The organism is Streptomyces sp. NPDC020983, assembly GCF_044333485.1.
Lineage (GTDB): Bacteria > Actinomycetota > Actinomycetes > Streptomycetales > Streptomycetaceae > Actinacidiphila.
This window is the reverse complement of sequence record NZ_JBIRRA010000003.1, coordinates 370,499-391,075: the sequence shown is the minus strand read 5'-3', so window position 1 is coordinate 391,075 and position 20,577 is coordinate 370,499. Positions and strand designations below refer to the sequence as shown.

General features: G+C 74.4%; 17 protein-coding genes. 16 read left to right on the top strand and 1 reads right to left on the bottom strand.

Going from position 1 to position 20,577, the window contains the following annotated elements:
• Positions 1 to 85: 85 nt before the first annotated feature.
• The 10 genes from aroC to fusA all read left to right on the top strand — a co-directional run bounded on the left by aroC (position 86) and on the right by fusA (position 10,726).
• The gene (aroC, locus tag ACH4SE_RS08035; RefSeq protein WP_398542458.1) at positions 86 to 1,270 is read left to right on the top strand and encodes a chorismate synthase; all 1,185 of its coding nucleotides are present in this window, start codon (positions 86 to 88) and stop codon (positions 1,268 to 1,270) included.
• Positions 1,267 to 1,809, top strand: coding sequence for a shikimate kinase (locus tag ACH4SE_RS08030; RefSeq protein ID WP_398542457.1), 543 nt, complete (start codon positions 1,267 to 1,269; stop codon positions 1,807 to 1,809). Before aroC ends, ACH4SE_RS08030 begins: the two co-directional genes overlap by 4 nt.
• A complete protein-coding gene (aroB, locus tag ACH4SE_RS08025) occupies positions 1,806 to 2,933 on the top strand; it encodes a 3-dehydroquinate synthase (protein WP_398542456.1) in 1,128 nt (375 codons plus the stop codon). Before ACH4SE_RS08030 ends, aroB begins: the two co-directional genes overlap by 4 nt.
• Positions 2,930 to 3,370 carry a type II 3-dehydroquinate dehydratase gene (gene aroQ / locus ACH4SE_RS08020; protein WP_398542455.1) on the top strand — a complete coding sequence of 147 codons (441 nt, stop codon included), beginning with the start codon at positions 2,930 to 2,932 and terminating at the stop codon, positions 3,368 to 3,370. The genes aroB and aroQ overlap by 4 nt, the downstream gene beginning before the upstream one ends.
• A gap of 68 nt (positions 3,371 to 3,438) precedes the next feature.
• The gene (locus tag ACH4SE_RS08015) at positions 3,439 to 4,395 is read left to right on the top strand and encodes an AAA family ATPase (protein ID WP_398542454.1); all 957 of its coding nucleotides are present in this window, start codon (positions 3,439 to 3,441) and stop codon (positions 4,393 to 4,395) included.
• A gap of 199 nt (positions 4,396 to 4,594) precedes the next feature.
• On the top strand, positions 4,595 to 5,728 hold the full coding sequence (locus ACH4SE_RS08010; protein ID WP_398542453.1) for a M24 family metallopeptidase: 1,134 nt from the start codon (positions 4,595 to 4,597) through the stop codon (positions 5,726 to 5,728).
• Between the two features lie 54 nt (positions 5,729 to 5,782).
• The gene (efp, locus tag ACH4SE_RS08005; protein ID WP_398542452.1) at positions 5,783 to 6,349 is read left to right on the top strand and encodes an elongation factor P; all 567 of its coding nucleotides are present in this window, start codon (positions 5,783 to 5,785) and stop codon (positions 6,347 to 6,349) included.
• A 2-nt stretch (positions 6,350 to 6,351) separates the two neighbouring features.
• Entirely contained in the window at positions 6,352 to 6,777 is a 426-nt protein-coding gene (nusB, locus tag ACH4SE_RS08000; RefSeq protein WP_398542451.1) for a transcription antitermination factor NusB, read from the top strand.
• Positions 6,778 to 6,883: 106 nt separating this feature from the next.
• Positions 6,884 to 8,338 carry a pyridoxal phosphate-dependent decarboxylase family protein gene (locus ACH4SE_RS07995; protein ID WP_398542450.1) on the top strand — a complete coding sequence of 485 codons (1,455 nt, stop codon included), beginning with the start codon at positions 6,884 to 6,886 and terminating at the stop codon, positions 8,336 to 8,338.
• Positions 8,339 to 8,680: 342 nt separating this feature from the next.
• Entirely contained in the window at positions 8,681 to 10,726 is a 2,046-nt protein-coding gene (gene fusA / locus ACH4SE_RS07990) for an elongation factor G (RefSeq protein WP_398542449.1), read from the top strand.
• A gap of 986 nt (positions 10,727 to 11,712) precedes the next feature.
• On the opposite strand, the gene bldD is transcribed toward fusA, so the two are convergent.
• Entirely contained in the window at positions 11,713 to 12,213 is a 501-nt protein-coding gene (gene bldD, locus ACH4SE_RS07985) for a transcriptional regulator BldD (RefSeq protein ID WP_031515395.1), read from the bottom strand.
• A 185-nt stretch (positions 12,214 to 12,398) separates the two neighbouring features.
• Here bldD and pyrR point away from each other — a divergent pair, with 185 nt between their 5' ends.
• The 6 genes from pyrR to carB all read left to right on the top strand — a co-directional run bounded on the left by pyrR (position 12,399) and on the right by carB (position 20,453).
• On the top strand, positions 12,399 to 13,022 hold the full coding sequence (gene pyrR / locus ACH4SE_RS07980; protein ID WP_398542448.1) for a bifunctional pyr operon transcriptional regulator/uracil phosphoribosyltransferase PyrR: 624 nt from the start codon (positions 12,399 to 12,401) through the stop codon (positions 13,020 to 13,022).
• Between the two features lie 95 nt (positions 13,023 to 13,117).
• Complete coding sequence (locus ACH4SE_RS07975) at positions 13,118 to 14,098, top strand: aspartate carbamoyltransferase catalytic subunit (protein ID WP_398542447.1); 981 nt, start codon at positions 13,118 to 13,120, stop codon at positions 14,096 to 14,098.
• 2 nt (positions 14,099 to 14,100) lie between these two features.
• Positions 14,101 to 15,393, top strand: a complete 1,293-nt coding sequence (locus tag ACH4SE_RS07970) for a dihydroorotase (protein ID WP_398542446.1) — start codon at positions 14,101 to 14,103, stop codon at positions 15,391 to 15,393.
• A complete protein-coding gene (locus ACH4SE_RS07965; RefSeq protein WP_398542445.1) occupies positions 15,390 to 16,016 on the top strand; it encodes a hypothetical protein in 627 nt (208 codons plus the stop codon). Before ACH4SE_RS07970 ends, ACH4SE_RS07965 begins: the two co-directional genes overlap by 4 nt.
• Complete coding sequence (carA, locus tag ACH4SE_RS07960; protein ID WP_398542444.1) at positions 16,013 to 17,146, top strand: glutamine-hydrolyzing carbamoyl-phosphate synthase small subunit; 1,134 nt, start codon at positions 16,013 to 16,015, stop codon at positions 17,144 to 17,146. Before ACH4SE_RS07965 ends, carA begins: the two co-directional genes overlap by 4 nt.
• On the top strand, positions 17,139 to 20,453 hold the full coding sequence (gene carB, locus ACH4SE_RS07955; protein ID WP_398542443.1) for a carbamoyl-phosphate synthase large subunit: 3,315 nt from the start codon (positions 17,139 to 17,141) through the stop codon (positions 20,451 to 20,453). Before carA ends, carB begins: the two co-directional genes overlap by 8 nt.
• Positions 20,454 to 20,577: the final 124 nt, after the last annotated feature.

The window sequence follows — 20,577 nt, the reverse complement described above, 5'->3', positions numbered from 1 at the left end:
CGCACCCTGGACGCAGGTCAGGGCCGGGACGCGAAACGTGGGAGGATCGGGGCGAGAACGGCAGGGCTTTGTCGAGGGAGCACCGTTGAGCAGGTTGCGCTGGCTGACCGCGGGGGAGTCGCACGGCCCCGCACTCGTGGCGACGCTGGAAGGGCTGCCCTCCGGGGTACCCGTCACCACCGGCCTGGTGGCCGACGCGCTCGCGCGGCGGCGGCTCGGCTACGGGCGCGGGGCGCGGATGAAGTTCGAGCGCGACGAGGTGACCTTCCTCGGCGGCGTACGCCACGGCCGCACCATGGGCAGCCCGGTCGCGGTCATGGTCGGCAACACCGAGTGGCCCAAGTGGGAACAGGTCATGGCGGCCGACCCGGTCGACCCGGAGATCCTCGCCGGGCTCGCCCGCAACGCCCCGCTGACCCGGCCCCGGCCCGGCCACGCCGACCTCGCCGGTATGCAGAAGTACGACCTGGACGAGGCCCGGCCCGTCCTGGAGCGCGCCAGCGCCCGGGAGACCGCGGCCCGTGTCGCGCTCGGCGCCGTCGCCCGCTCCTACCTCAAGGAGACCACCGGCATCGAGATCGTCTCGCACGTCGTCGAACTCGCCGCCGCGAAGGCCCCGTACGGGGTGCTGCCGGTGCCCGCGGACGAGGCCCGGCTCGACGAGGACCCGGTGCGCTGCCTCGACGCCGACGCGAGCAAGCGGATGGTCGCCGAGATCGACCAGGCCCACAAGGACGGCGACACCCTCGGCGGCGTCGTCGAGGTGCTCGCCTACGGGGTTCCGGTCGGGCTCGGCTCGCACGTCCACTGGGACCGCCGGCTCGACGCCCGGCTCGCCGCCGCGCTCATGGGCATCCAGGCCATCAAGGGCGTCGAGGTCGGCGACGGCTTCGACCTCGCCCGCGTCCCCGGCTCGCAGGCGCACGACGAGATCGTGCCCGGCCCCGACGGCATCCGCCGCAGCTCCGGGCGCTCCGGCGGCACCGAGGGCGGGATGAGCACCGGCGAGCTGCTGCGGGTGCGCGCCGCGATGAAGCCCATCGCGACCGTGCCGCGGGCGCTCGCGACCGTCGACGTCACCACCGGTGAGCCCGCGCAGGCCCACCACCAGCGCTCCGACGTGTGCGCGGTGCCCGCCGCCGGCATCGTCGCGGAGGCCATGGTCGCGCTCGTGCTCGCCGACGCCGTCGCCGAGAAGTTCGGCGGCGACTCCGTCGCACAGGTCCGGCGCAACGTGCAGGACTACCTCGACCACCTGGTCGTCCGGTGACGGCGCCCGGCGCGGGCACCGCCGGCGGACCCCCCGCCGTGGTGCTGGTCGGGCCGCCCGGCGCGGGCAAGTCCACCACGGGCCGCATCCTCGCCGAACGCCTCGGCGTCGGCTACCGCGACACCGACGCCGACATCGAGGCGACCGCGGGCAAGCCGATCCCGGACATCTTCGTCGACCAGGGCGAGCCGCACTTCCGCGCGCTGGAGCGCGCCGCCGTCCGCGACGCGCTGGCCGGCCACGGCGGTGTCCTCGCGCTCGGCGGCGGCGCCGTCATGGACGCCGGGACCCGCGCCCTGCTCGACGGCCTGCCGGTGATCTTCCTCGACGTCGGCCTGCACTCCGCCGTCCACCGCGTCGGCCTCGACGCCCCGCGTCCGCTGCTCGCCGTCAACCCGCGGCAGCGCTGGCGGGAGCTGATGGAGGCACGCCGTCCGCTCTACACCGAAGTCGCCAGGGCCGTCGTCCCCACCGACGACCGCACCCCCGAGGACGTGGCCGACGCCGTCCTCGACGCACTCCAGCTGAAGGACGCATGAGCGACACCCCCGGGACCACCCCCGCCGCCGACCCGACCGCGCCCCCGGTCCGCATCACCGTCGCCGGGACGGCCGGAACCGATCCGTACGACGTGCTCGTCGGCCACCAGCTGCTCGGCGAGCTCCCCGGGCTCATCGGGGAGAAGGCCAGGCGTGTGGCCGTCGTGCACCCCGAGGCGCTGGCCGGCACCGGTGAGGCCGTCCGCGACGACCTCGCCGAGCAGGGCTACGAGGCCGTCGCCGTCCAGGTGCCCAACGCCGAGGAGGCCAAGACCGCCGAGGTCGCCGCCTACTGCTGGAAGGCGCTGGGCCAGAGCGGCTTCACCCGCACCGACGTCATCGTCGGCGTCGGCGGCGGCGCCACCACCGACCTCGCCGGCTTCGTCGCCGCGAGCTGGCTGCGCGGGGTCCGCTGGATCGCCGTACCCACCACGGTGCTCGGCATGGTCGACGCGGCCGTCGGCGGGAAGACCGGCATCAACACCGCCGAGGGCAAGAACCTCGTCGGCGCCTTCCACCCGCCCGCCGGCGTCCTGTGCGACCTCGCCGCCCTGGACTCGCTGCCCGCCAACGACTACGTCAGCGGTCTCGCCGAGATCATCAAGGCCGGCTTCATCGCCGACCCGGTCATCCTCGACCTGATCGAGGCCGACCCCGAGGGCGCCCGCAGCCCCGGCTACGCCCGCACCGCCGAGCTGGTCGAACGCGCCATCCGCGTCAAGGCCCAGGTCGTCTCCAGCGACCTGAAGGAATCCGGCCTGCGGGAGATCCTCAACTACGGCCACACGCTCGCCCACGCCATCGAGAAGAACGAGCGCTACCGGTGGCGGCACGGCGCCGCCGTCTCCGTCGGGATGGTCTTCGCCGCCGAACTCGGCCGCCTCGCCGGCCGTCTCGACGACGCCACCGCCGACCGGCACCGCGCCGTCCTCGGCGCGGTCGGCCTGCCGCTCACCTACCGCGGCGACCAGTGGCCGCGGCTGCTGGAGACGATGAAGGTCGACAAGAAGTCCCGCGGCGACCTGCTGCGCTTCATCGTCCTCGACGGCCTGGCCAAGCCCACCGTCCTGGAAGGCCCCGACCCCGCGATCCTGCTCGCCGCCTACGGGGAGGTGTCCGCGTGACCCGCCCGGTCCTCGTCCTCAACGGGCCCAACCTCGGCCGCCTCGGCTCCCGTGAGCCCGACGTCTACGGCTCCACCTCGTACGCGGGGCTCGTCGAGCGCTGCACGTCCTTCGGCACGGAGCTCGGCTTCGCCGTCGAGGTCCGCGAGACCAACGACGAGGGCGAGCTCATCCGCTGGCTGCACGAGGCGGCCGACGGGCGGGTGCCCGTCGTCCTCAACCCCGGTGCGTTCACGCACTACTCCTACGGCCTGCGCGACGCCGCGGCCCAGAGGACCGCGCCCCTCGTCGAGGTGCACATCTCCAACCCCTACGCGCGCGAGGCGTTCCGCCACGAGTCCGTGATCGCCCCGGTGGCCACGGGCACGATCGCCGGCTTCGGCCTCACCTCCTACCTGCTCGCCCTGCAGGCGCTGGCCGACCTCCCCGCCGCGTAGGGCCGGGCCCCGCAGGGGGGCGGGCGCCGCGCGGGAGAGCACCCGCCGGCCGGTGGCCCGGGACCACGGTGAACTCCCTGAGGGCCGGTGACCACCCGGCCCCCGGTGGGGCCTGCCACGCGGTTCCCCGCGCCCCCGGTCCGCTGCCCCGCGGCGCGGCCGCACGTGCCGCCCTCCGCCGGGGGGCGGCCGCGAAAACCCGTCCGGCCGGGGCAGGGCACCGGGGACGTTTCGCGCGCGTTCACCAAACGAAGCACGGGAACGGTACCGTTCCATGTCAACCCGCGCGGCAGCGCACACCGCACGAGATGGAGTCGGCCGACATGCAGCACGCTGTGGGGGCGCCGCAGCCCGGCGGGGGCCCGACGCCCCCGGCCGTAAGCGTGACCGGGCACTTCCCGCTGCCGCCGGCGGCCCCGGTCCAGGCGCCCGTACCGGACGCCAACGGCTCGCTGGGCGGCGCCGCCCAGGGCCCGGTGGCCGTCCTGCTGATCGGCGCCGCGGGCGCCGGGAAGACGACCATCGCCCGCCACTGGGCCGACAACCGCGGCGCCCCGACCGCGCACATCAGCCTGGACGACGTGCGCGAGTGGGTGCGGGCCGGGTTCGCCGACCCGCAGGCGGGCTGGAACGAGCACTCCGAGGCCCAGTACCGGCTCGCCCGGCGCACCTGCGGATTCGCGGCACGCAACTTCCTGGCCAACGGGGTGTCCTGCATCATCGACGACGCCGTCTTCCCCGACCGCCCGGCGGTCGGGCTCGGCGGCTGGAAGCGGCACGTGGGGCCCGGCCTCGTCCCCGTGGTGCTGCTCCCGGGCCTGGACATCGTCCTGACCCGCAACGCCGAGCGCTCCGGCAACCGACGGCTCTCCGACGAGGAGGTCGCCCGTATCCACGGGCGGATGGCCGGCTGGTACGGATCCGGCCTGCCGATCATCGACAACTCCCACCTCGACGTCGCGGCCGCCGCCGCGGCCCTCGACCGCGTGGTGCTGCGCAGTTTGCAGGGCCCTCCGACGTGGTAGCCCCCGCCCCGTCGGGGGCGCGGGGAACCGCGCGGGCAGCCACCCGCCGGACGGCCTTCCGGGCCGGTGACGGCCCGTGCCGCGGAGGGGCGGGGCGCGTACTTCCCCGCGGCGCCGTGAGCGCCCGCCGCCGCGCGCGGCGGCACCGCAAGGAGGCCGAAAACGGGCGAGGGCCGACACGTCGACTTAAGCTCGCCGCATGGCGGAGGTGCATGGGATCCGGCGGGACCGGCTGCGCGAGCGATGCGCCGCGGCAGGCGCGGCCGCCGCGCTGATCACGCGACCGGCGAACGTCCGGTACCTGACCGGCTGCGCGCCGCCCGGCTCCGCGCTGCTGGTCGGGCCGGACACCGAGGACACCCTCGTCCACCTGCGGCCGCCGCCGGACGACGAGGGCGCGGGCGCCGACCCGCGCAGTGCGGGGGAGCGGCCCCCGGAGGACCTGCGGGCCGCCGTGCTGCCCTCGCCGGACGGTGACGCAGCCGTGGCGGCGGCCACGCTCGCGCGCGAGCAGCGCGCGGGGTCCCTCGCCGTCGAGGAGCACCACCTCACCGTGGCGCGCCACCGCGCCATCCGCTCGGTCGCGAACGGTATGCCGATGTCCGACCTCGGCGGGGCCGTGGAGCAGCTGCGGCTGGTCAAGGACGAGCACGAGATCGCGGCGCTGCGGATCGCCGCGGAGATCGCCGACCAGGCGCTCGGCGAGCTGCTGGAGTCGATCCTGGTGGGCCGCACCGAGCGGCACCTGGCGCTGGAGCTGGAGCGGCGCCTCGTCGACCACGGGGCGGACAGCGCGGCCTTCCCCACCTCCGTGGGCACCGGGCCCAACAGCGGCACCGCCCGGCACGTACCGACGGACCGGCGGGTCGAGGAGGGCGACTTCCTCACCGTGCGGCTCGGCGCGTGCTATCGCGGCTACCGCTGCGAGGTGGGCCGCACGTTCGTGATCGGCACGGCTCCGGCAGGCTGGCAGATCGACCTGTACGACCTGGTCTTCCACGCCCAGCGGGCCGGCCGTGAGGCCCTGGCACCCGGTGTGGCCTGCCGGGACGTCGACCGGGCGAGCCGGCAGCCGCTGGTCGCGGCGGGGCACGGCGACGGCGTCGCCCAGTGGTCGGGGCACGGTGTGGGCCTGGAAATCGACGAGGACCCTCAGTTGTCACCTGCGGCCATGGGTAAACTGGACGCTTGCGTGCCGGTCACCGTCGAGCCGGGGGTCCACCTTCCGGGCCGCGGCGGGGTCCGCATCGACGACACACTCGTCGTACGCCCCGCGGCGGACGGCGGGCCCGAGCTACTCACCATCACGACCAAGGAACTCCTCGCCCTGTGACGGGCAGGGGGTATCCGCGGTCCCCGAAGCAGCACATTCAGGAGATCCGCAACCGTGGCCACCACGAACGACCTCAAGAACGGCCTCGTGCTCAAGCTGGACGGCGGTCAGCTCTGGACCGTAGTCGAGTTCCAGCACGTCAAGCCCGGCAAGGGCCCCGCCTTCGTGCGCACCAAGCTGAAGCACGTGCTCTCCGGGAAGGTCGTCGACAAGACCTTCAACGCGGGTGTGAAGGTCGAGACCGCCAACGTCGACAAGCGCGGCATGCAGTTCTCCTACAAGGACGGCACCGACTTCGTCTTCATGGACACCGAGACCTACGACCAGATCCACATCAGCCCCGAGGTCGTCGGCGACGCCGCCAACTACCTGCTGGAGGGCTTCGACGCCACCGTGGCGATGTACGAGGGCGCGCCGCTGTACGTCGAGCTGCCCGCGGCCGTCGAGCTGGTCATCGAGTACACCGAGCCGGGCGTCCAGGGCGACCGCTCGACGGGCGGGTCCAAGCCGGCGCGACTGGAGACCGGCTACGAGATCGGTGTCCCGCTCTTCATCACCACGGGTGAGAAGGTCAAGGTCGACACCCGTACGGGCGACTACCTCGGCCGGGTGAACAGCTAACCGTGGCCGCACGGAACAAGGCCCGCAAGCGCGCCTTCCAGATCCTCTTCGAGGCGGACCAGCGGGGCGCCGACCCGGTGACCGTCATGGCGGACTGGATCCGGCTCGCCCGGACCGACGACCGGCAGCCGCAGGTCACCGAGTACACGATGCAACTGGTCGAGGGCTACGCGGCGCACGCCGAGCCGATCGACGAGCTGCTGTCGCGGCACGCCGTGGGCTGGACGCTGGACCGGATGCCCGCCGTCGACCGCAACGTGCTGCGGCTCGGCGCGTACGAGCTGATCTGGGAGGACGACGTCCCGGACGCGGTGGTGCTGGACGAGGCGGTGGAGCTGGCCAAGGAGTTCTCCACCGACGAGTCGCCGTCCTTCGTCAACGGCCTGCTCGGCAGGCTCATGGAGCTCAAGCCGACCCTGCCGCGCTAGCCGCGGGGTCCCGCGCGTACCCCTGACCAGGCCCGACAGCAGAAGGTGAACAATATTCTGCTTCGGGCCTGGTGCATGCCGCACGTCGTGGCCTAGATTCCCGCGCATGGACGATGCGGCCGCCCCCGGCGACGACACGATCCTGGCCGACCTGGAGCGGCTGCGGGCGGCCGACCTGCCCGTGCACGGCGGCCGCACGATGGCCTACGTGTACGACGCCGGGCTCGCCGGCCTGGACGGGCTGGCCGCCCGCGCACACGCGGCGTACGCGGGCGTCAACGGACTGGACATGACCGCCTTCCCCAGCGTCGTCGCGCTGGAGAACGACATCGTCCGGCAGGCCGCGGCCCTGCTCGGCGGCGGCCCGGGCACCGCCGGCACCTTCACCAGCGGCGGCACCGAGAGCTGCCTGCTCGCGGTGCTCACCGCCCGTGAGCACGCCGCCCGCACCCGGGGGGTCACCGCGCCCGAGATCGTGCTGCCGCACACCGCGCACGCCGCCTTCCACAAGGCCGCCGCGCTCTTCGGGCTCACCCCCGTCACCGTCCCCGTCGACCCCCGCACCTTCCGGGCCGACCCGCACGCCACGGCCGCCGCTCTCACCGACCGCACCGCCCTGGTCGTCGTCTCCGCGCCCTCGTACGCGCACGGGGTCGTCGACCCGGTGGCCGCCGTCGCCGCGGCCGCCGCCGAGCGCGGGGTGCTCTGCCACGTCGACGCCTGCATCGGCGGCTGGTACCTCGGCCACCGGCGGCTCGCCGGCGGGATCGCGCCGCCGCCGCCGTTCGACCTGGCCGTGCCCGGCGTCACCTCGCTGTCGGTCGACCTGCACAAGTACGGCTACACCCCCAAGGGCGCGTCCGTCCTGCTCTTCCGCGACGCCGAGCTGCGCCGGCACGGCTGGTTCGCCCACGCCTCCTGGCCCGGCTACCCGGTCGTCAACGCCACCTTGCAGGGCACCAAGTCCGCCGGTCCGCTCGCCGCCGCCTGGGCGGTGCTGCGCAAGGTCGGCACCGCCGGCTACACCGACCTGGCCCGCAGGGTGCACGAGGCCACCGGACGGCTCGTCGAGGGCGTCGAGCGCATCGAGGGCCTGCGCGTGCTGGGCGCGCCCGACGCCTCCCTGGTCGCGGTGGCCGCCGCCGAGGAGGGGATCGACCCCTTCGTCGTCGCCGACGAGATGCGGCTGCGCGGCTGGTACCTCCAGCCGCAGCCCGCGTACGGCCCGTCACCGGCCAACGTGCACCTGACCATGACCGCCGCCGTCGCGGAGGAGGCCCTGGTCGACGAACTGCTCGCCGAACTCGCCGCCGCGGTGGCGCGGGCCCGCGCGCGGGGACCCGCGACCGCCGACCCGGCCGTCGCCGCGGCCGCGGCCGGGCTCGACCCCGCGGCACTCGGGCCGGAGGAGGTGGCCTTCGCGCTCGGCGTCGCCGGGGTCGGCGCGGACGGCGCACTGCCGGAGCGGATGGCGCCGGTGCTCGCCGTACTCCAGGCGCTGCCCGCGCCGCTGACGGAGCGTCTGCTGCCCGAGGTCGTCGCGCGGCTGTACACCGCCTGAGCCCGCGGCCCCGCGGGGGACGCCGAAAATGCCGTGCCCGCCGCGGATCCGCCGCGCTACGCTCACGCCCATCAACCGCGCGCCCCGCCACCACGAGGGCGCGCCCGCCGACGAACGAGGGGAGACGGCCGTGCGTACCGCCGCCGCCATCCCCGCGACGCGGCACCGGGTGATCCTGGTGTCCTCGTGCCTCCGGCGCCGGCTGCGCGGCCGGCCCCGGACCCCCTGACGCACCCTCACGCCCCGCCCGCCCGGACGCCTCTGCGGCCGGTGCCGCGGGCCCGGTGCGCCCCGGGGGAATCGCGCCGCCCGTTTCCCGGATCACCCGAAAGGCCCAGGGCCGTGCGCAGCACCCGCACCCGTCAGACCGCCAACCCGCTCGCGACCGTCCGCAACATCGGCATCCTCGCCCATGTGGACGCGGGCAAGACCACCGTCACCGAGCGGATCCTCTATCTCACCGGCGCCACCCACAAACGCGGCGAGGTCCATGACGGCACCACCGTCACCGACTTCGACCCGCAGGAGCGCGACCGCGGCATCACCATCTTCGCCGCCGCCGTCTCCTGCGACTGGGCCGGCCACCGGATCAACCTCATCGACACGCCCGGCCACGTCGACTTCGCCGACGAGGTCGAACGCTCGCTGCGCGTCCTCGACGGCGCGGTCGCGGTCTTCGACGCGGTCGCCGGCGTCGAGCCGCAGAGCGAGTCGGTGTGGCGGCAGGCCGAGCGGCACGGCGTCCCGCGCATCGCCTTCGTCAACAAGCTGGACCGGGCCGGCGCGGACCTCGACGCCGCGGCCGAGTCCATCCGGCAGCGGCTGCACACCGTACCGCTGGTCGTGCAGCTGCCGATCGGCCGCGAGGACGGCTTCACCGGCGTCGTCGACCTCGTGGCGATGCGTGCGCTGGTGTGGGCGGACGGCGCCGCCCCGTGCACGGAGGGCGACATCCCCCCGGAGCTGCGGGACGAGGCCGCGCGGCGCCGCCGGCTGCTGGAGGAGACGGTGGCCGGGCTGCACCCGGCCGCGCTGGAGGAGTTCTGCGCCGGACGGGCGCTGAGCCCGCAGGCGCTGACCGCGGTGCTGCGCGACCTCACCCGTGACGGCGGGGCCGTCGTCGTGCTGTGCGGCTCGGCCTACCGCAACCGCGGCGTCGAACCGCTGCTGGACGCGGTCGCCGCCTACCTGCCCTCGCCGCTGGACGTCCCGGCGGTGCGCGGCCGGGCGGGCGACGGGCCCGCCGAACGGCCCGCCGACCCGGCGGCGCCCTTCGCGGGGCTGGTGTTCAAGGTCAACGCGACCGCCACCGGGCGGCTCACGTTCCTGCGGGTCTACTCGGGCACGCTGCGGAAGGGGGACACGGTGCTGGACGCGGGCGCCCGGCGCGCCGAACGCGTCGGCCGCATCCTGCGGGTGCAGGCCGACCGGCACGCCGAGGCCGAGCAGGCCGTCGCCGGGGACATCGTCGCCGTCGTCGGCCCCAAGGGCGCGCGCCCCGGGACGACGCTGTGCACGCCCGGCGCGCCGCTGGTCCTGGAACCGCCGGTGACGGCCGAGCCGGTCGTCTCGGTCGCCGTCGAGGCCGCGCGCAACGCCGACACCGAACGGCTCGTCGCCGCGCTCGCCCGGCTCGCGGAGGAGGACCCGTCGCTCGCCGTCCGCACCGACGCGGAGACCGGCCAGCTCCTCCTGGCCGGCATGGGCGAGCTGCACCTGGAGGTGGCGGTGGAGAAGGTGCGCATCGACCACGGCATCCGGGTCGCGGTCGGCCCCCCGCAGGTCTCGTACCGGGAGACGGTGCTCCGCGGGGTCACCGGCCACGTCCACCGGCACGTCAAGCAGGACGGCGGCGCCGGGCAGTACGCGCACGTCGTGATCGACGTCGCCCCGCACGGCGGGGGAGAGGAGGGGTTCGTGTTCGCGTCCACCGTGACCGGCGGGCGGGTACCGCGCGAGTACGTGCGCGCGGTGGCGGACGGCTGCCGGGACGCGCTCGCCGAAGGGCCGCTCGGCGGGCACCCCGTCACGGGGCTGCGGGTCGACCTGACGGACGGAGCCACGCACCCCAGGGACTCGTCCGAGCTCGCCTTCCGCACCGCCGGCCGCGACGCCCTGCGGGCGGCGCTGAGGGAGTGCGAGGTCGGGCTCCTGGAGCCGGTCGCCGAGGTCACGGTGACCACGCCGGACGACTGCGTCGGGGCGGTCCTCGGCGACCTCGCCGCGCGGCGGGGGCGGGTGGCCGGCCAGCGTTCCGTGGCCGGCGCCACGGAGGTCACGGCGACGGTGCCGCTCGCCCGCCTCTTCGGCTACGCCGGATCCCTGCGGGGACGCACGCAGGGGCGTGCCACCTTCACCACCCGCTCCGCGGGGTACGCGCCCGTCTGACGGCTCCCCCCCACCGGGCCCCGCGGTTCCCCCGGCGGGGGGCGCCTTGGCCCACGCGGCCAGCCGACCGTGCGTCGGCGGCTTCCCGCCGCGGGGCGCCCGCGCCTTCGGGCGGTGCCCGCCCGGGGTGCGCGGGCGGGCACCGCCGCGGGGGGGGGGTGCCCGCGCCTGGCGGCGCGCCGCTTCGGGCGGTGCCCGCCTGGGGTGCGTGGGCGGGTGTCCCGCCGTGGGGGGGTGCCCGCGCCTGGCGGCGCGCCGCTTCGGGCGGTGCCCGCCTGGGGTGCGGTGGCGGCTGTCCCGCCGCGGGGGTGCCCGCGCCTGGCGGCGCGGGGTGTTCCCACCCCCACCACCCGTGCGGGACAGATGTCGGCTGACGGTCCGCCTGTGGGGCGCATTCGCCGTCGGGGGCGAGCCGCAGTCCCCGAACCACATTCACCCCCACCGGCAGGCAGCCGCCACACCGGCCCGGGAGGGGGACGATCCGGGGGAGCCCCCGCAGGAATGCGCACCCCACCGCCCCACGAACACGTCATGACGTCAGACGCGCATTCCGAGGAGGTACCCCCGGAGTGGCACCCGACCCCACCCCCGCACAGACAGCGCGATGCCCCGCCGGGCAACCCGGGGGCGCGAGGAACTGCGCGAGCAACCCCCCACCCGGAGCAAGGTCGCGCGGGCCACCGCACGTGGCACCCCGCAGCGCCGAGGGGCGCGGGGAGCGACGCGGTCAGCCACGAGGCAACCGGCGGTCGCGCGGGCCACCGCAATGGGCGCGCCGGGAAGCCGGCCCCAGTGGGGCAGGGCCCCGGGGCGGCGGGAAGCCGGGCTCAGAAGGGCGGGGCCCCGGGGCGCCGGGAGCCGGGTGGCGGGAAGCCGGCCCCAGTGGGGCTGGGCCCCGGGGCGGCGGGAAGCCGGACTCGGCGGGGGCGGAGCCCCGGGGAGGGGGGACCGCCCCGGGGCGGGACGTTTCTGCTCAGGGAAGGGCGTCAGCCCTCTTCGTGCTGGACCGCCCGGCGGGCGTCGGCGTCGAGGACGCCCCAGCCGATGAGCTGCTCGGTCAGGACCGAGGGCGACTGGTCGTAGATCACGGCGAGCGTGCGCAGGTCGTCCTGCCGGATCGACAGCACCTTGCCGTTGTAGTCGCCGCGCTGGCTCTGGATCGTCGCGGCGTACCGCTGGAGCGGGCCGGCCTTCTCCGGCGGGACCTGGGACAGACGCTCCAGGTCGAGGACCAGTTTCGGCGGCGGCTCGGCCGCACCGCCGGGGGTCGAGCCCGGCAGCAGCTCCTGCACCGGCACGCCGTAGAAGTCGGCGAGTTCGGCGAGGCGCTGGACGGTCACGGCGCGGTCGCCGCGCTCGTACGAGCCCACGACCACTGCCTTCCAGCGGCCCTGGGACTTCTCCTCGACACCGTGCAGCGACAGTCCCTGCTGGGTGCGGATGGCGCGGAGCTTCGCGCCGAGCTGTTTGGCGTAATCGCTGGACATATGGCTCCCCGGACGGAATCTCGGTGACTCACTGTGAGGTTACGCAGCGTAATCCGGGCTCGTCAAGCCGAAAGGGGCCGACCGGTCTCTGACCTGGGCGGTCCGGGTCACCTGATACGGTGAGGGCGTACCCCCGACGTCCTTTAACGCCCGTCCCGTGAGGCGGGGAAGGAGGTCCCCGACCCATGGTCGAGAACCGCACGACCGCCGAAGCCGTTACCGCCGGTACAGCCGGACCGCGGCAGGACCGGCCGGTCCTCGAGGCGCCCGACATCGCCCGCGTCCTCACCCGTATCGCCCACGAGATCGTCGAACGCGCCAAGGGCGCCGACGACGTGGTGCTCCTCGGCATCCCCACCCGCGGGGTCTTCCTGGCCCGCCGGCTGGCCGCCAAGCTGGCGGAGATCACCGGCCGGGAGACGGCGGTGGGCTCCCTCGACACCACGATGTACCGCGACGACCTGCGGCTGCGCCCACCGCGCGCGCTGGCCGCGACCGAGATCCCCGGCGACGGCGTCGACGGCAGGCTCGTCGTCCTCGTCGACGACGTGCTCTTCTCCGGCCGCACCATCCGCGCCGCCCTCGACGCGCTGGGCGACATCGGCCGCCCGCGGGCCGTCCAGCTCGCCGTCCTCGTCGACCGGGGCCACCGCGAGCTGCCGATCCGTGCCGACTACGTCGGCAAGAACCTCCCGACCTCGCAGCGCGAGACCGTCAGGGTGCTGCTCAGCGAGCAGGACGGGCGCGACAGCGTCCTGCTCGGGCAGCGCGACGCGGCACCGCGCAGCGGCACGGCTGCGGACGACTAGCGCCGTACGCGCGGGTCCCCGGCCGGGGACCCGCGCCGCCGCATGCCCGAAGGCCGCCCCGCCACGCCCCCGCACACCCGGAGACGAGACACCCCATGAAGCGCCACCTGATCTCGGCCGCCGACCTCACCCGTGACGACGCCCTGCTGATCCTCGACACCGCCGAGGAGATGGCCCGCGTCGCCGACCGGCCGATCAAGAAGCTCCCCACCCTGCGCGGCCGTACCGTCGTCAACCTGTTCTTCGAGGACTCGACGCGGACCCGCATCTCCTTCGAGGCGGCGGCCAAGCGGCTGTCCGCCGACGTCATCAACTTCTCCGCCAAGGGCTCCTCGGTCTCCAAGGGCGAGTCGCTCAAGGACACCGCGCTGACCCTGGAGGCGATGGGCGCCGACGCGGTCGTCGTGCGGCACCACTCGTCGGGGGCCCCGCACAACCTGGCCACCTCCGGCTGGATCAACGCCTCGGTGGTCAACGCCGGCGACGGCACGCACGAGCACCCCACGCAGGCGCTGCTGGACGCCTTCACGATGCGCCGCCACCTGTCGGGCGTGGGCCGCGACCTGTCCGGCCGCCGGGTCACGATCGTCGGCGACATCCTGCACAGCCGCGTCGCCCGCTCCAACGTCCAGCTGCTGGCCACCCTGGGCGCCGGCGTCACCCTGGTCGCGCCGCCCACGCTGCTGCCGATCGGCGTGGAGACGTGGCCGTGCGAGGTCTCGTACGACCTCGACGCGGTCCTCGCGAAATCCGACGCGGTCATGATGCTGCGGGTGCAGCGCGAGCGGATGAACGCCGCGTACTTCCCGACGGAGCGCGAGTACGCCCGCCGCTACGGCCTGGACGGGCGGCGGATGGCCGCGCTGCCCGGGCACGCCATCGTGATGCACCCCGGCCCGATGAACCGCGGCATGGAGATCACCGCCGAGGTCGCCGACTCGCCGCGCTGCACCGCCGTCGAGCAGGTCGCCAACGGCGTCAGCACCCGGATGGCGGTGCTCTACCTGCTGCTCGGCGGCTCCGAGCCGGCCCTGAGCACCGAACGACCCGCCCCCGGTACCGAGGAGAGCAAGTAACCATGAGCGACACCACCCTGATCCGCGGCGCGAAGGTCCTCGGCGGCGCCGCGCAGGACGTGCTGATCACCGGCGGTACGGTGACCGCCGTCGGCGAGGGGCTGGCGGCCCCCGAGGGCGCGGCGGTCGTCGAGGCCGCCGGGCACGTCCTGCTGCCCGGCCTGGTCGACCTGCACACCCACCTGCGCGAGCCCGGCCGTGAGGACTCCGAGACGGTGCTGACCGGCACCCGTGCGGCCGCGGCCGGCGGCTACACCGCCGTGCACGCCATGGCCAACACCTTCCCGGTCGCCGACACCGCGGGCGTCGTCGAGCAGGTCTGGCGGCTCGGCCGCGAGTCCGGCTACTGCGACGTCCAGCCGGTCGGCGCGGTCACCGTCGGCCTGGAGGGCAAGCAGCTCGCCGAGCTGGGCGCGATGGCCGACTCCGCCGCGCAGGTGCGGGTCTTCTCCGACGACGGCAAGTGCGTGGACGACGCGGTGATCATGCGCCGGGCGCTGGAGTACGTGAAGGCCTTCGACGGCGTCGTCGCCCAGCACGCGCAGGAGCCGCGGCTCACCGAGGGCGCCCAGATGAACGAGGGCACCGTCTCCGGGGAGCTGGGCCTGACGGGCTGGCCCGCGGTCGCCGAGGAGTCGGTCATCGCCCGTGACGTGCTGCTGGCCGCGCACGTCGGCTCCCGCGTGCACATCTGCCACCTGTCCACCGCGGGCTCGGTCGAGATCGTGCGCTGGGCCAAGTCGAAGGGCTGGGACGTCACCGCCGAGGTCACCCCGCACCACCTGCTGCTGACCGACGAGCTGGTCCGCTCCTACGACCCGGTCTACAAGGTCAACCCGCCGCTGCGCACCGAGGCCGACGTCATGGCGCTGCGCGAGGCGCTCGCCGACGGCACGATCGACTGCGTGGCCACCGACCACGCCCCGCACCCGCACGAGGACAAGGACTGCGAGTGGGCCGCCGCGGCCATGGGCATGATCGGCCTGGAGACCGCGCTGTCCGTGGTGCAGCACACCATGGTCGACACCGGCCTGCTCGACTGGTCCGGGGTCGCCGACCGGATGTCCGCCCGCCCGGCCGCCATCGGCCGGCTCGCCGGACACGGCCGGCCCGTCGCCCCCGGCGAGCCCGCCAACCTGGTGCTGGTCGATCCCGCATACCGTGGGACCGTCAATCCCGCGGGGTTCGCCTCCCGCAGCCGCAACACCCCGTACGCGGGCCGCGAGCTGCCGGGCCGGGTCGTCGCCACCTTCCTGCGGGGCCGCGCGACGGTCATGGACGGGAAGCTCGTATGACACCACTGGCACAGCTCACGCTGGCGGCGGCACGGGCCGACGGCAAGCACTCGGCGAAGGTCACCCACTGGGGCGACCGGATCGGCTGGATCGTCGGGCTGGTCCTGTTCGTCGGCCTGGTCTACTGGCTGATGCGGCAGGGGTGGCAGTGGCGCCGCACCCTCCAGGGCGGCCTGCCCGCCCTCCCGCAGGCCCCCGGCGCCACCGGCGAGGTGCTGCTGCGGGCCGAGGGCCGCTACCACGGCAGCACCACCGCCGGGCAGTGGCTGGACCGCATCGTCGCCCACGGCCTGGGCGTCCGCAGCCGCGCCGGGCTCACCCTCACCGGCCAGGGTCTGGACGTCGACCGCACCGGCGCACCCGGCTTCTTCGTCCCCACCGCCGCCCTGCGCGGCGCCCGGCTCGACAAGGGCATCGCCGGCAAGGTGCTCACCGAGGGCGGCCTGCTGGTCGTCACCTGGGAGCACGGCGGCACCCTCATCGACTCCGGCTTCCGCCTCGACACCGCCGCGCAGCACCCGGCGTGGGCCGAGCGGATCACCGAACTCAGCGGCGACAGCGCTGTCGCCTTCACCGGCTCCCGGCCGGAATCCGAGCAGCACCAGAAGGAAGGCGCGAAATGACGACCTCCACCCGGGCGGCGCGCACGCCCGCCGTACTCGTCCTGGAGGACGGCCGCACCTTCCGCGGCCGCGCCTACGGCGCGGTGGGGGAGACCTTCGGCGAGGCCGTCTTCTCCACCGGCATGACCGGTTACCAGGAGACCCTGACCGACCCCTCCTACCACCGGCAGGTGGTCGTCATGACCGCCCCGCACGTCGGCAACACCGGCGTCAACGACGAGGACCCCGAGTCCCGCCGCATCTGGGTGGCCGGCTACGTCGTCCGCGACCCGGCCCGCCGCCCGTCCAACTGGCGCTCCGTGCGCACGCTGGACGAGGAGCTGGCCGCGCAGGGCGTCGTCGGCATCAGCGGTGTCGACACCCGCGCCCTGACCCGGCACCTGCGCGAGCGCGGCGCCATGCGCGTCGGCATCTTCTCCGGCAACGCGCTGGCCGACGAGGGCACCCTGCTCGCGAAGGTCCGCCAGGCCCCCGAGATGACCGGCGCCGACCTGGCCGGCGAGGTCGCCACCGAGCAGGCGTACGTGGTGCCCGCCATCGGCGCGAAGCGCTTCACCGTCGCCGCCCTCGACCTCGGCATCAAGGGCATGACCCCGCACCGGATGGCCGAGCGCGGCATCGAGGTGCACGTGCTGCCCGCGAACGCGACCCCCGAGGAGGTCTACGCGACCTCGCCCGACGGCGTCTTCCTGTCCAACGGCCCCGGTGACCCCGCCACCGCCGACCTCACCGTCGTCCGGGAGGTCCTGGAGCGCGGCACCCCGCTGTTCGGCATCTGCTTCGGCAACCAGCTGCTCGGCCGCGCCCTCGGCTTCGGCACGTACAAGCTCAAGTACGGCCACCGCGGCATCAACCAGCCGGTGCAGGACCGCACCACCGGCAAGGTCGAGGTCACCGCGCACAACCACGGCTTCGCCGTCGACGCGCCCCTCGACGAGGTCAGCCAGACCCCGTACGGGCGCGCCGAGGTCAGCCACGTCTGCCTCAACGACCAGGTGGTGGAGGGCCTGCGGCTGCTCGACCGGCCCGCCTTCTCCGTCCAGTACCACCCCGAGGCCGCGGCGGGCCCGCACGACGCCGCGTACCTGTTCGACCGCTTCGTCAAGCTCATGGAGGCCCAGCGTGCCTAAGCGCACCGACATCCGGTCCGTTCTGGTCATCGGCTCGGGTCCGATCGTCATCGGCCAGGCCGCGGAGTTCGACTACTCGGGCACCCAGGCCTGCCGCGTCCTGAAGGCCGAGGGCCTGCGTGTCGTCCTGGTCAACTCCAACCCGGCCACGATCATGACCGACCCGGAGATCGCCGACGCCACCTACGTCGAGCCGATCACCCCGGAGTACGTCGAGAAGATCATCGCCAAGGAGCGCCCCGACGCGCTGCTGCCCACCCTCGGCGGCCAGACCGCGCTCAACACCGCGATCTCGCTGCACGAGAACGGCACGCTCGCCGAGTACGGCGTCGAGCTCATCGGCGCCAACGTCGAGGCCATCCACAAGGGCGAGGACCGCGAGCAGTTCAAGGGCGTCGTCGAGGCGGTCAACGCGAAGATCGGCCACGGCGAGTCCGCCCGCTCGGTCATCTGCCACTCGATGGAGGACGTCCTCGCCGGCGTCGAGACGCTCGGCGGCTACCCGGTCGTCGTCCGTCCCTCCTTCACCATGGGCGGCGCCGGCTCCGGCTTCGCGCACGACGAGGAGGAGCTGCGCCGCATCGCCGGCCAGGGCCTGACCCTGTCGCCGACGACCGAGGTGCTGCTGGAGGAGTCCATCCTCGGCTGGAAGGAGTACGAGCTGGAGCTGATGCGCGACAAGCACGACAACGTCGTGGTCGTCTGCTCCATCGAGAACTTCGACCCCATGGGCGTGCACACCGGCGACTCCATCACCGTCGCGCCCGCCATGACCCTCACCGACCGCGAGTACCAGGTCCTGCGCGACATCGGCATCGCCGTGATCCGCGAGGTCGGCGTCGACACCGGCGGCTGCAACATCCAGTTCGCCGTCAACCCCGAGGACGGCCGGGTCATCGTCATCGAGATGAACCCCCGGGTCTCCCGCTCCTCGGCGCTGGCGTCCAAGGCCACCGGCTTCCCGATCGCCAAGATCGCCGCCCGGCTCGCCGTCGGCTACACCCTCGACGAGATCCCGAACGACATCACCGAGAAGACCCCGGCGTCCTTCGAGCCCACGCTCGACTACGTCGTGGTCAAGGTGCCGCGCTTCGCCTTCGAGAAGTTCCCGGCCGCCGACCCCACCCTCACCACCACCATGAAGTCCGTCGGCGAGGCCATGGCCATCGGCCGGAACTTCACCGAGGCACTCAACAAGGCGCTGCGGTCGCTGGAGAAGAAGGGCTCGCAGTTCGACTTCGCGACCCCCGTCGACCCGGCCGCGAAGGCCGGGCTGCTGGAGCTCGCCGCCGTCCCCACCGACGGCCGGATCAACACCGTCATGACCGCGATCCGCGCCGGAGCCACCCCCGAGGAGGTCTTCGAGTCCACGAGGATCGACCCGTGGTTCGTCGACCAGCTGTTCCTCATCCACGAATACGCCGAGGAGCTGGCCGCCGCCGACCGCCTCGACCCCGGCCTGCTCGCCGAGGCCAAGCGGCACGGCTTCTCCGACGCCCAGATCGCCGGCATCCGCGGCCTGCGCGAGGAGACCGTCCGCGAGGTGCGGCACGCGCTCGGCATCCGCCCGGTCTACAAGACCGTCGACACCTGCGCCGCCGAGTTCGCCGCCGCCACGCCGTACTTCTACTCCTCCTACGACGAGGAGACCGAGGTCGCGCCGCGGAGCAGGCCCGCGGTGATCATCCTGGGCTCCGGGCCCAACCGCATCGGCCAGGGCATCGAGTTCGACTACTCCTGCGTGCACGCGTCCTTCGCGCTGCACGACGCCGGGTACGAGACGGTCATGGTCAACTGCAACCCGGAGACGGTCTCCACCGACTACGACACCTCCGACCGGCTCTACTTCGAGCCGCTCACCCTGGAGGACGTGCTGGAGATCGTGCACGCCGAGGAGCAGGCGGGCCCGGTCGCCGGTGTCGTCGTCCAGCTCGGCGGCCAGACCCCGCTGGGTCTCGCGCAGGCCCTCAAGGACAACGGCGTGCCGGTCGTCGGCACCTCGCCCGAGGCCATCCACCTCGCCGAGGACCGCGGCGCCTTCGGCCGTGTCCTCGCCGAGGCCGGGCTGCCCGCGCCCAAGCACGGCACCGCCACGTCCTTCCCCGGCGCCAAGGCCATCGCCGACGAGATCGGCTACCCGGTCCTCGTCCGGCCGTCGTACGTGCTGGGCGGCCGCGGCATGGAGATCGTCTACGACGAGGCGCGGCTCGCCTCGTACATCGCGGAGTCCACCGAGATCAGCCACGACCGCCCGGTCCTGGTCGACCGCTTCCTCGACGACGCCATCGAGATCGACGTCGACGCCCTCTACGACGGCCACGAGCTCTACCTCGGCGGCGTCATGGAGCACATCGAGGAAGCCGGTATCCACTCCGGCGACTCGGCGTGCGCGCTGCCGCCGATCACGCTGGGCGGCCACGACATCAAGCGGCTGCGCGCCTCCACCGAGGCCATCGCCCGCGGCGTCGGCGTCCAGGGCCTGATCAACATCCAGTTCGCGCTGGCCGGGGACATCCTCTACGTCCTGGAGGCCAACCCGCGCGCCTCCCGTACCGTCCCCTTCACCTCCAAGGCCACCGCCGTGCCGCTCGCGAAGGCCGCCGCCCGCATCTCGCTCGGCGCCACCATCGCCGAGCTGCGGGCCGAGGGCCTGCTGCCCGCCACCGGCGACGGCGGGGAACTGCCGCTGGACGCGCCGATCTCCGTCAAGGAGGCGGTGCTGCCCTGGAGCCGCTTCCGCGACCCGCAGGGCCGCGGCGTCGACACCGTCCTCGGCCCGGAGATGCGCTCCACCGGCGAGGTCATGGGCATCGACGCGGTCTTCGGCACGGCCTACGCGAAGTCCCAGGCCGGTGCGTACGGGGCCCTGCCCAGCAAGGGCCGCGCCTTCGTCTCGGTCGCCAACCGCGACAAGCGCGCCCTGATCTTCCCGGCCCGCGCGCTCATCGAGCACGGCTTCGAGCTGCTCGCCACCTCCGGCACCGCGGAGGTGCTGCGCCGCAACGGCATCCACGCGAAGGTCGTGCGCAAGCAGAGCGAGGGCGTCGGGCCCGAGGGCGAGCCCACGGTCGTGACCCTCATCCACGAGGGAGAGGTCGACCTGATCGTGAACACCCCGTTCGGCACGGGGGGCCGCCTGGACGGCTACGACATCCGTACGGCGGCGGTCGCGCGCGGCATCCCGTGCCTCACGACGGTCCAGGCGCTCGCGGCGGCCGTGCAGGGCATCGACGCGCTGACGCGCGGCGAGATCGGGGTCGGCTCCCTCCAGGAGCACGCCGCCCGCCTGGCCGCCAGCCGCGCCTGACCCTGCCGGGCAAGCGCCCTGTCAGGGCGCGGGGAACTGCGCGCGCGGCCGCCCACCGGCCGGTGGTCCGGTACGCCACCGGACCACCGGGCGGTGGCGGCTGCGGCGCCGTGTGCGCCGCGCG

Excerpts from the sequence above, each read along its gene's own strand:
- pyrR (WP_398542448.1), top strand. The coding sequence starts at position 12,399 with ATGGTCGAGAACCGCACGACCGCCGAAGCCGTTACCGCCGGTACAGCC.
- carA (WP_398542444.1), top strand. The coding sequence starts at position 16,013 with ATGACGACCTCCACCCGGGCGGCGCGCACGCCCGCCGTACTCGTCCTG.
- ACH4SE_RS07995 (WP_398542450.1), top strand. The coding sequence starts at position 6,884 with ATGGACGATGCGGCCGCCCCCGGCGACGACACGATCCTGGCCGACCTG.
- aroB (WP_398542456.1), top strand. The coding sequence starts at position 1,806 with ATGAGCGACACCCCCGGGACCACCCCCGCCGCCGACCCGACCGCGCCC.
- ACH4SE_RS08010 (WP_398542453.1), top strand. The coding sequence starts at position 4,595 with ATGGCGGAGGTGCATGGGATCCGGCGGGACCGGCTGCGCGAGCGATGC.
- ACH4SE_RS07975 (WP_398542447.1), top strand. The coding sequence starts at position 13,118 with ATGAAGCGCCACCTGATCTCGGCCGCCGACCTCACCCGTGACGACGCC.
- bldD (WP_031515395.1), bottom strand. The coding sequence starts at position 12,213 with ATGTCCAGCGATTACGCCAAACAGCTCGGCGCGAAGCTCCGCGCCATC.
- ACH4SE_RS07970 (WP_398542446.1), top strand. The coding sequence starts at position 14,101 with ATGAGCGACACCACCCTGATCCGCGGCGCGAAGGTCCTCGGCGGCGCC.
- ACH4SE_RS07965 (WP_398542445.1), top strand. The coding sequence starts at position 15,390 with ATGACACCACTGGCACAGCTCACGCTGGCGGCGGCACGGGCCGACGGC.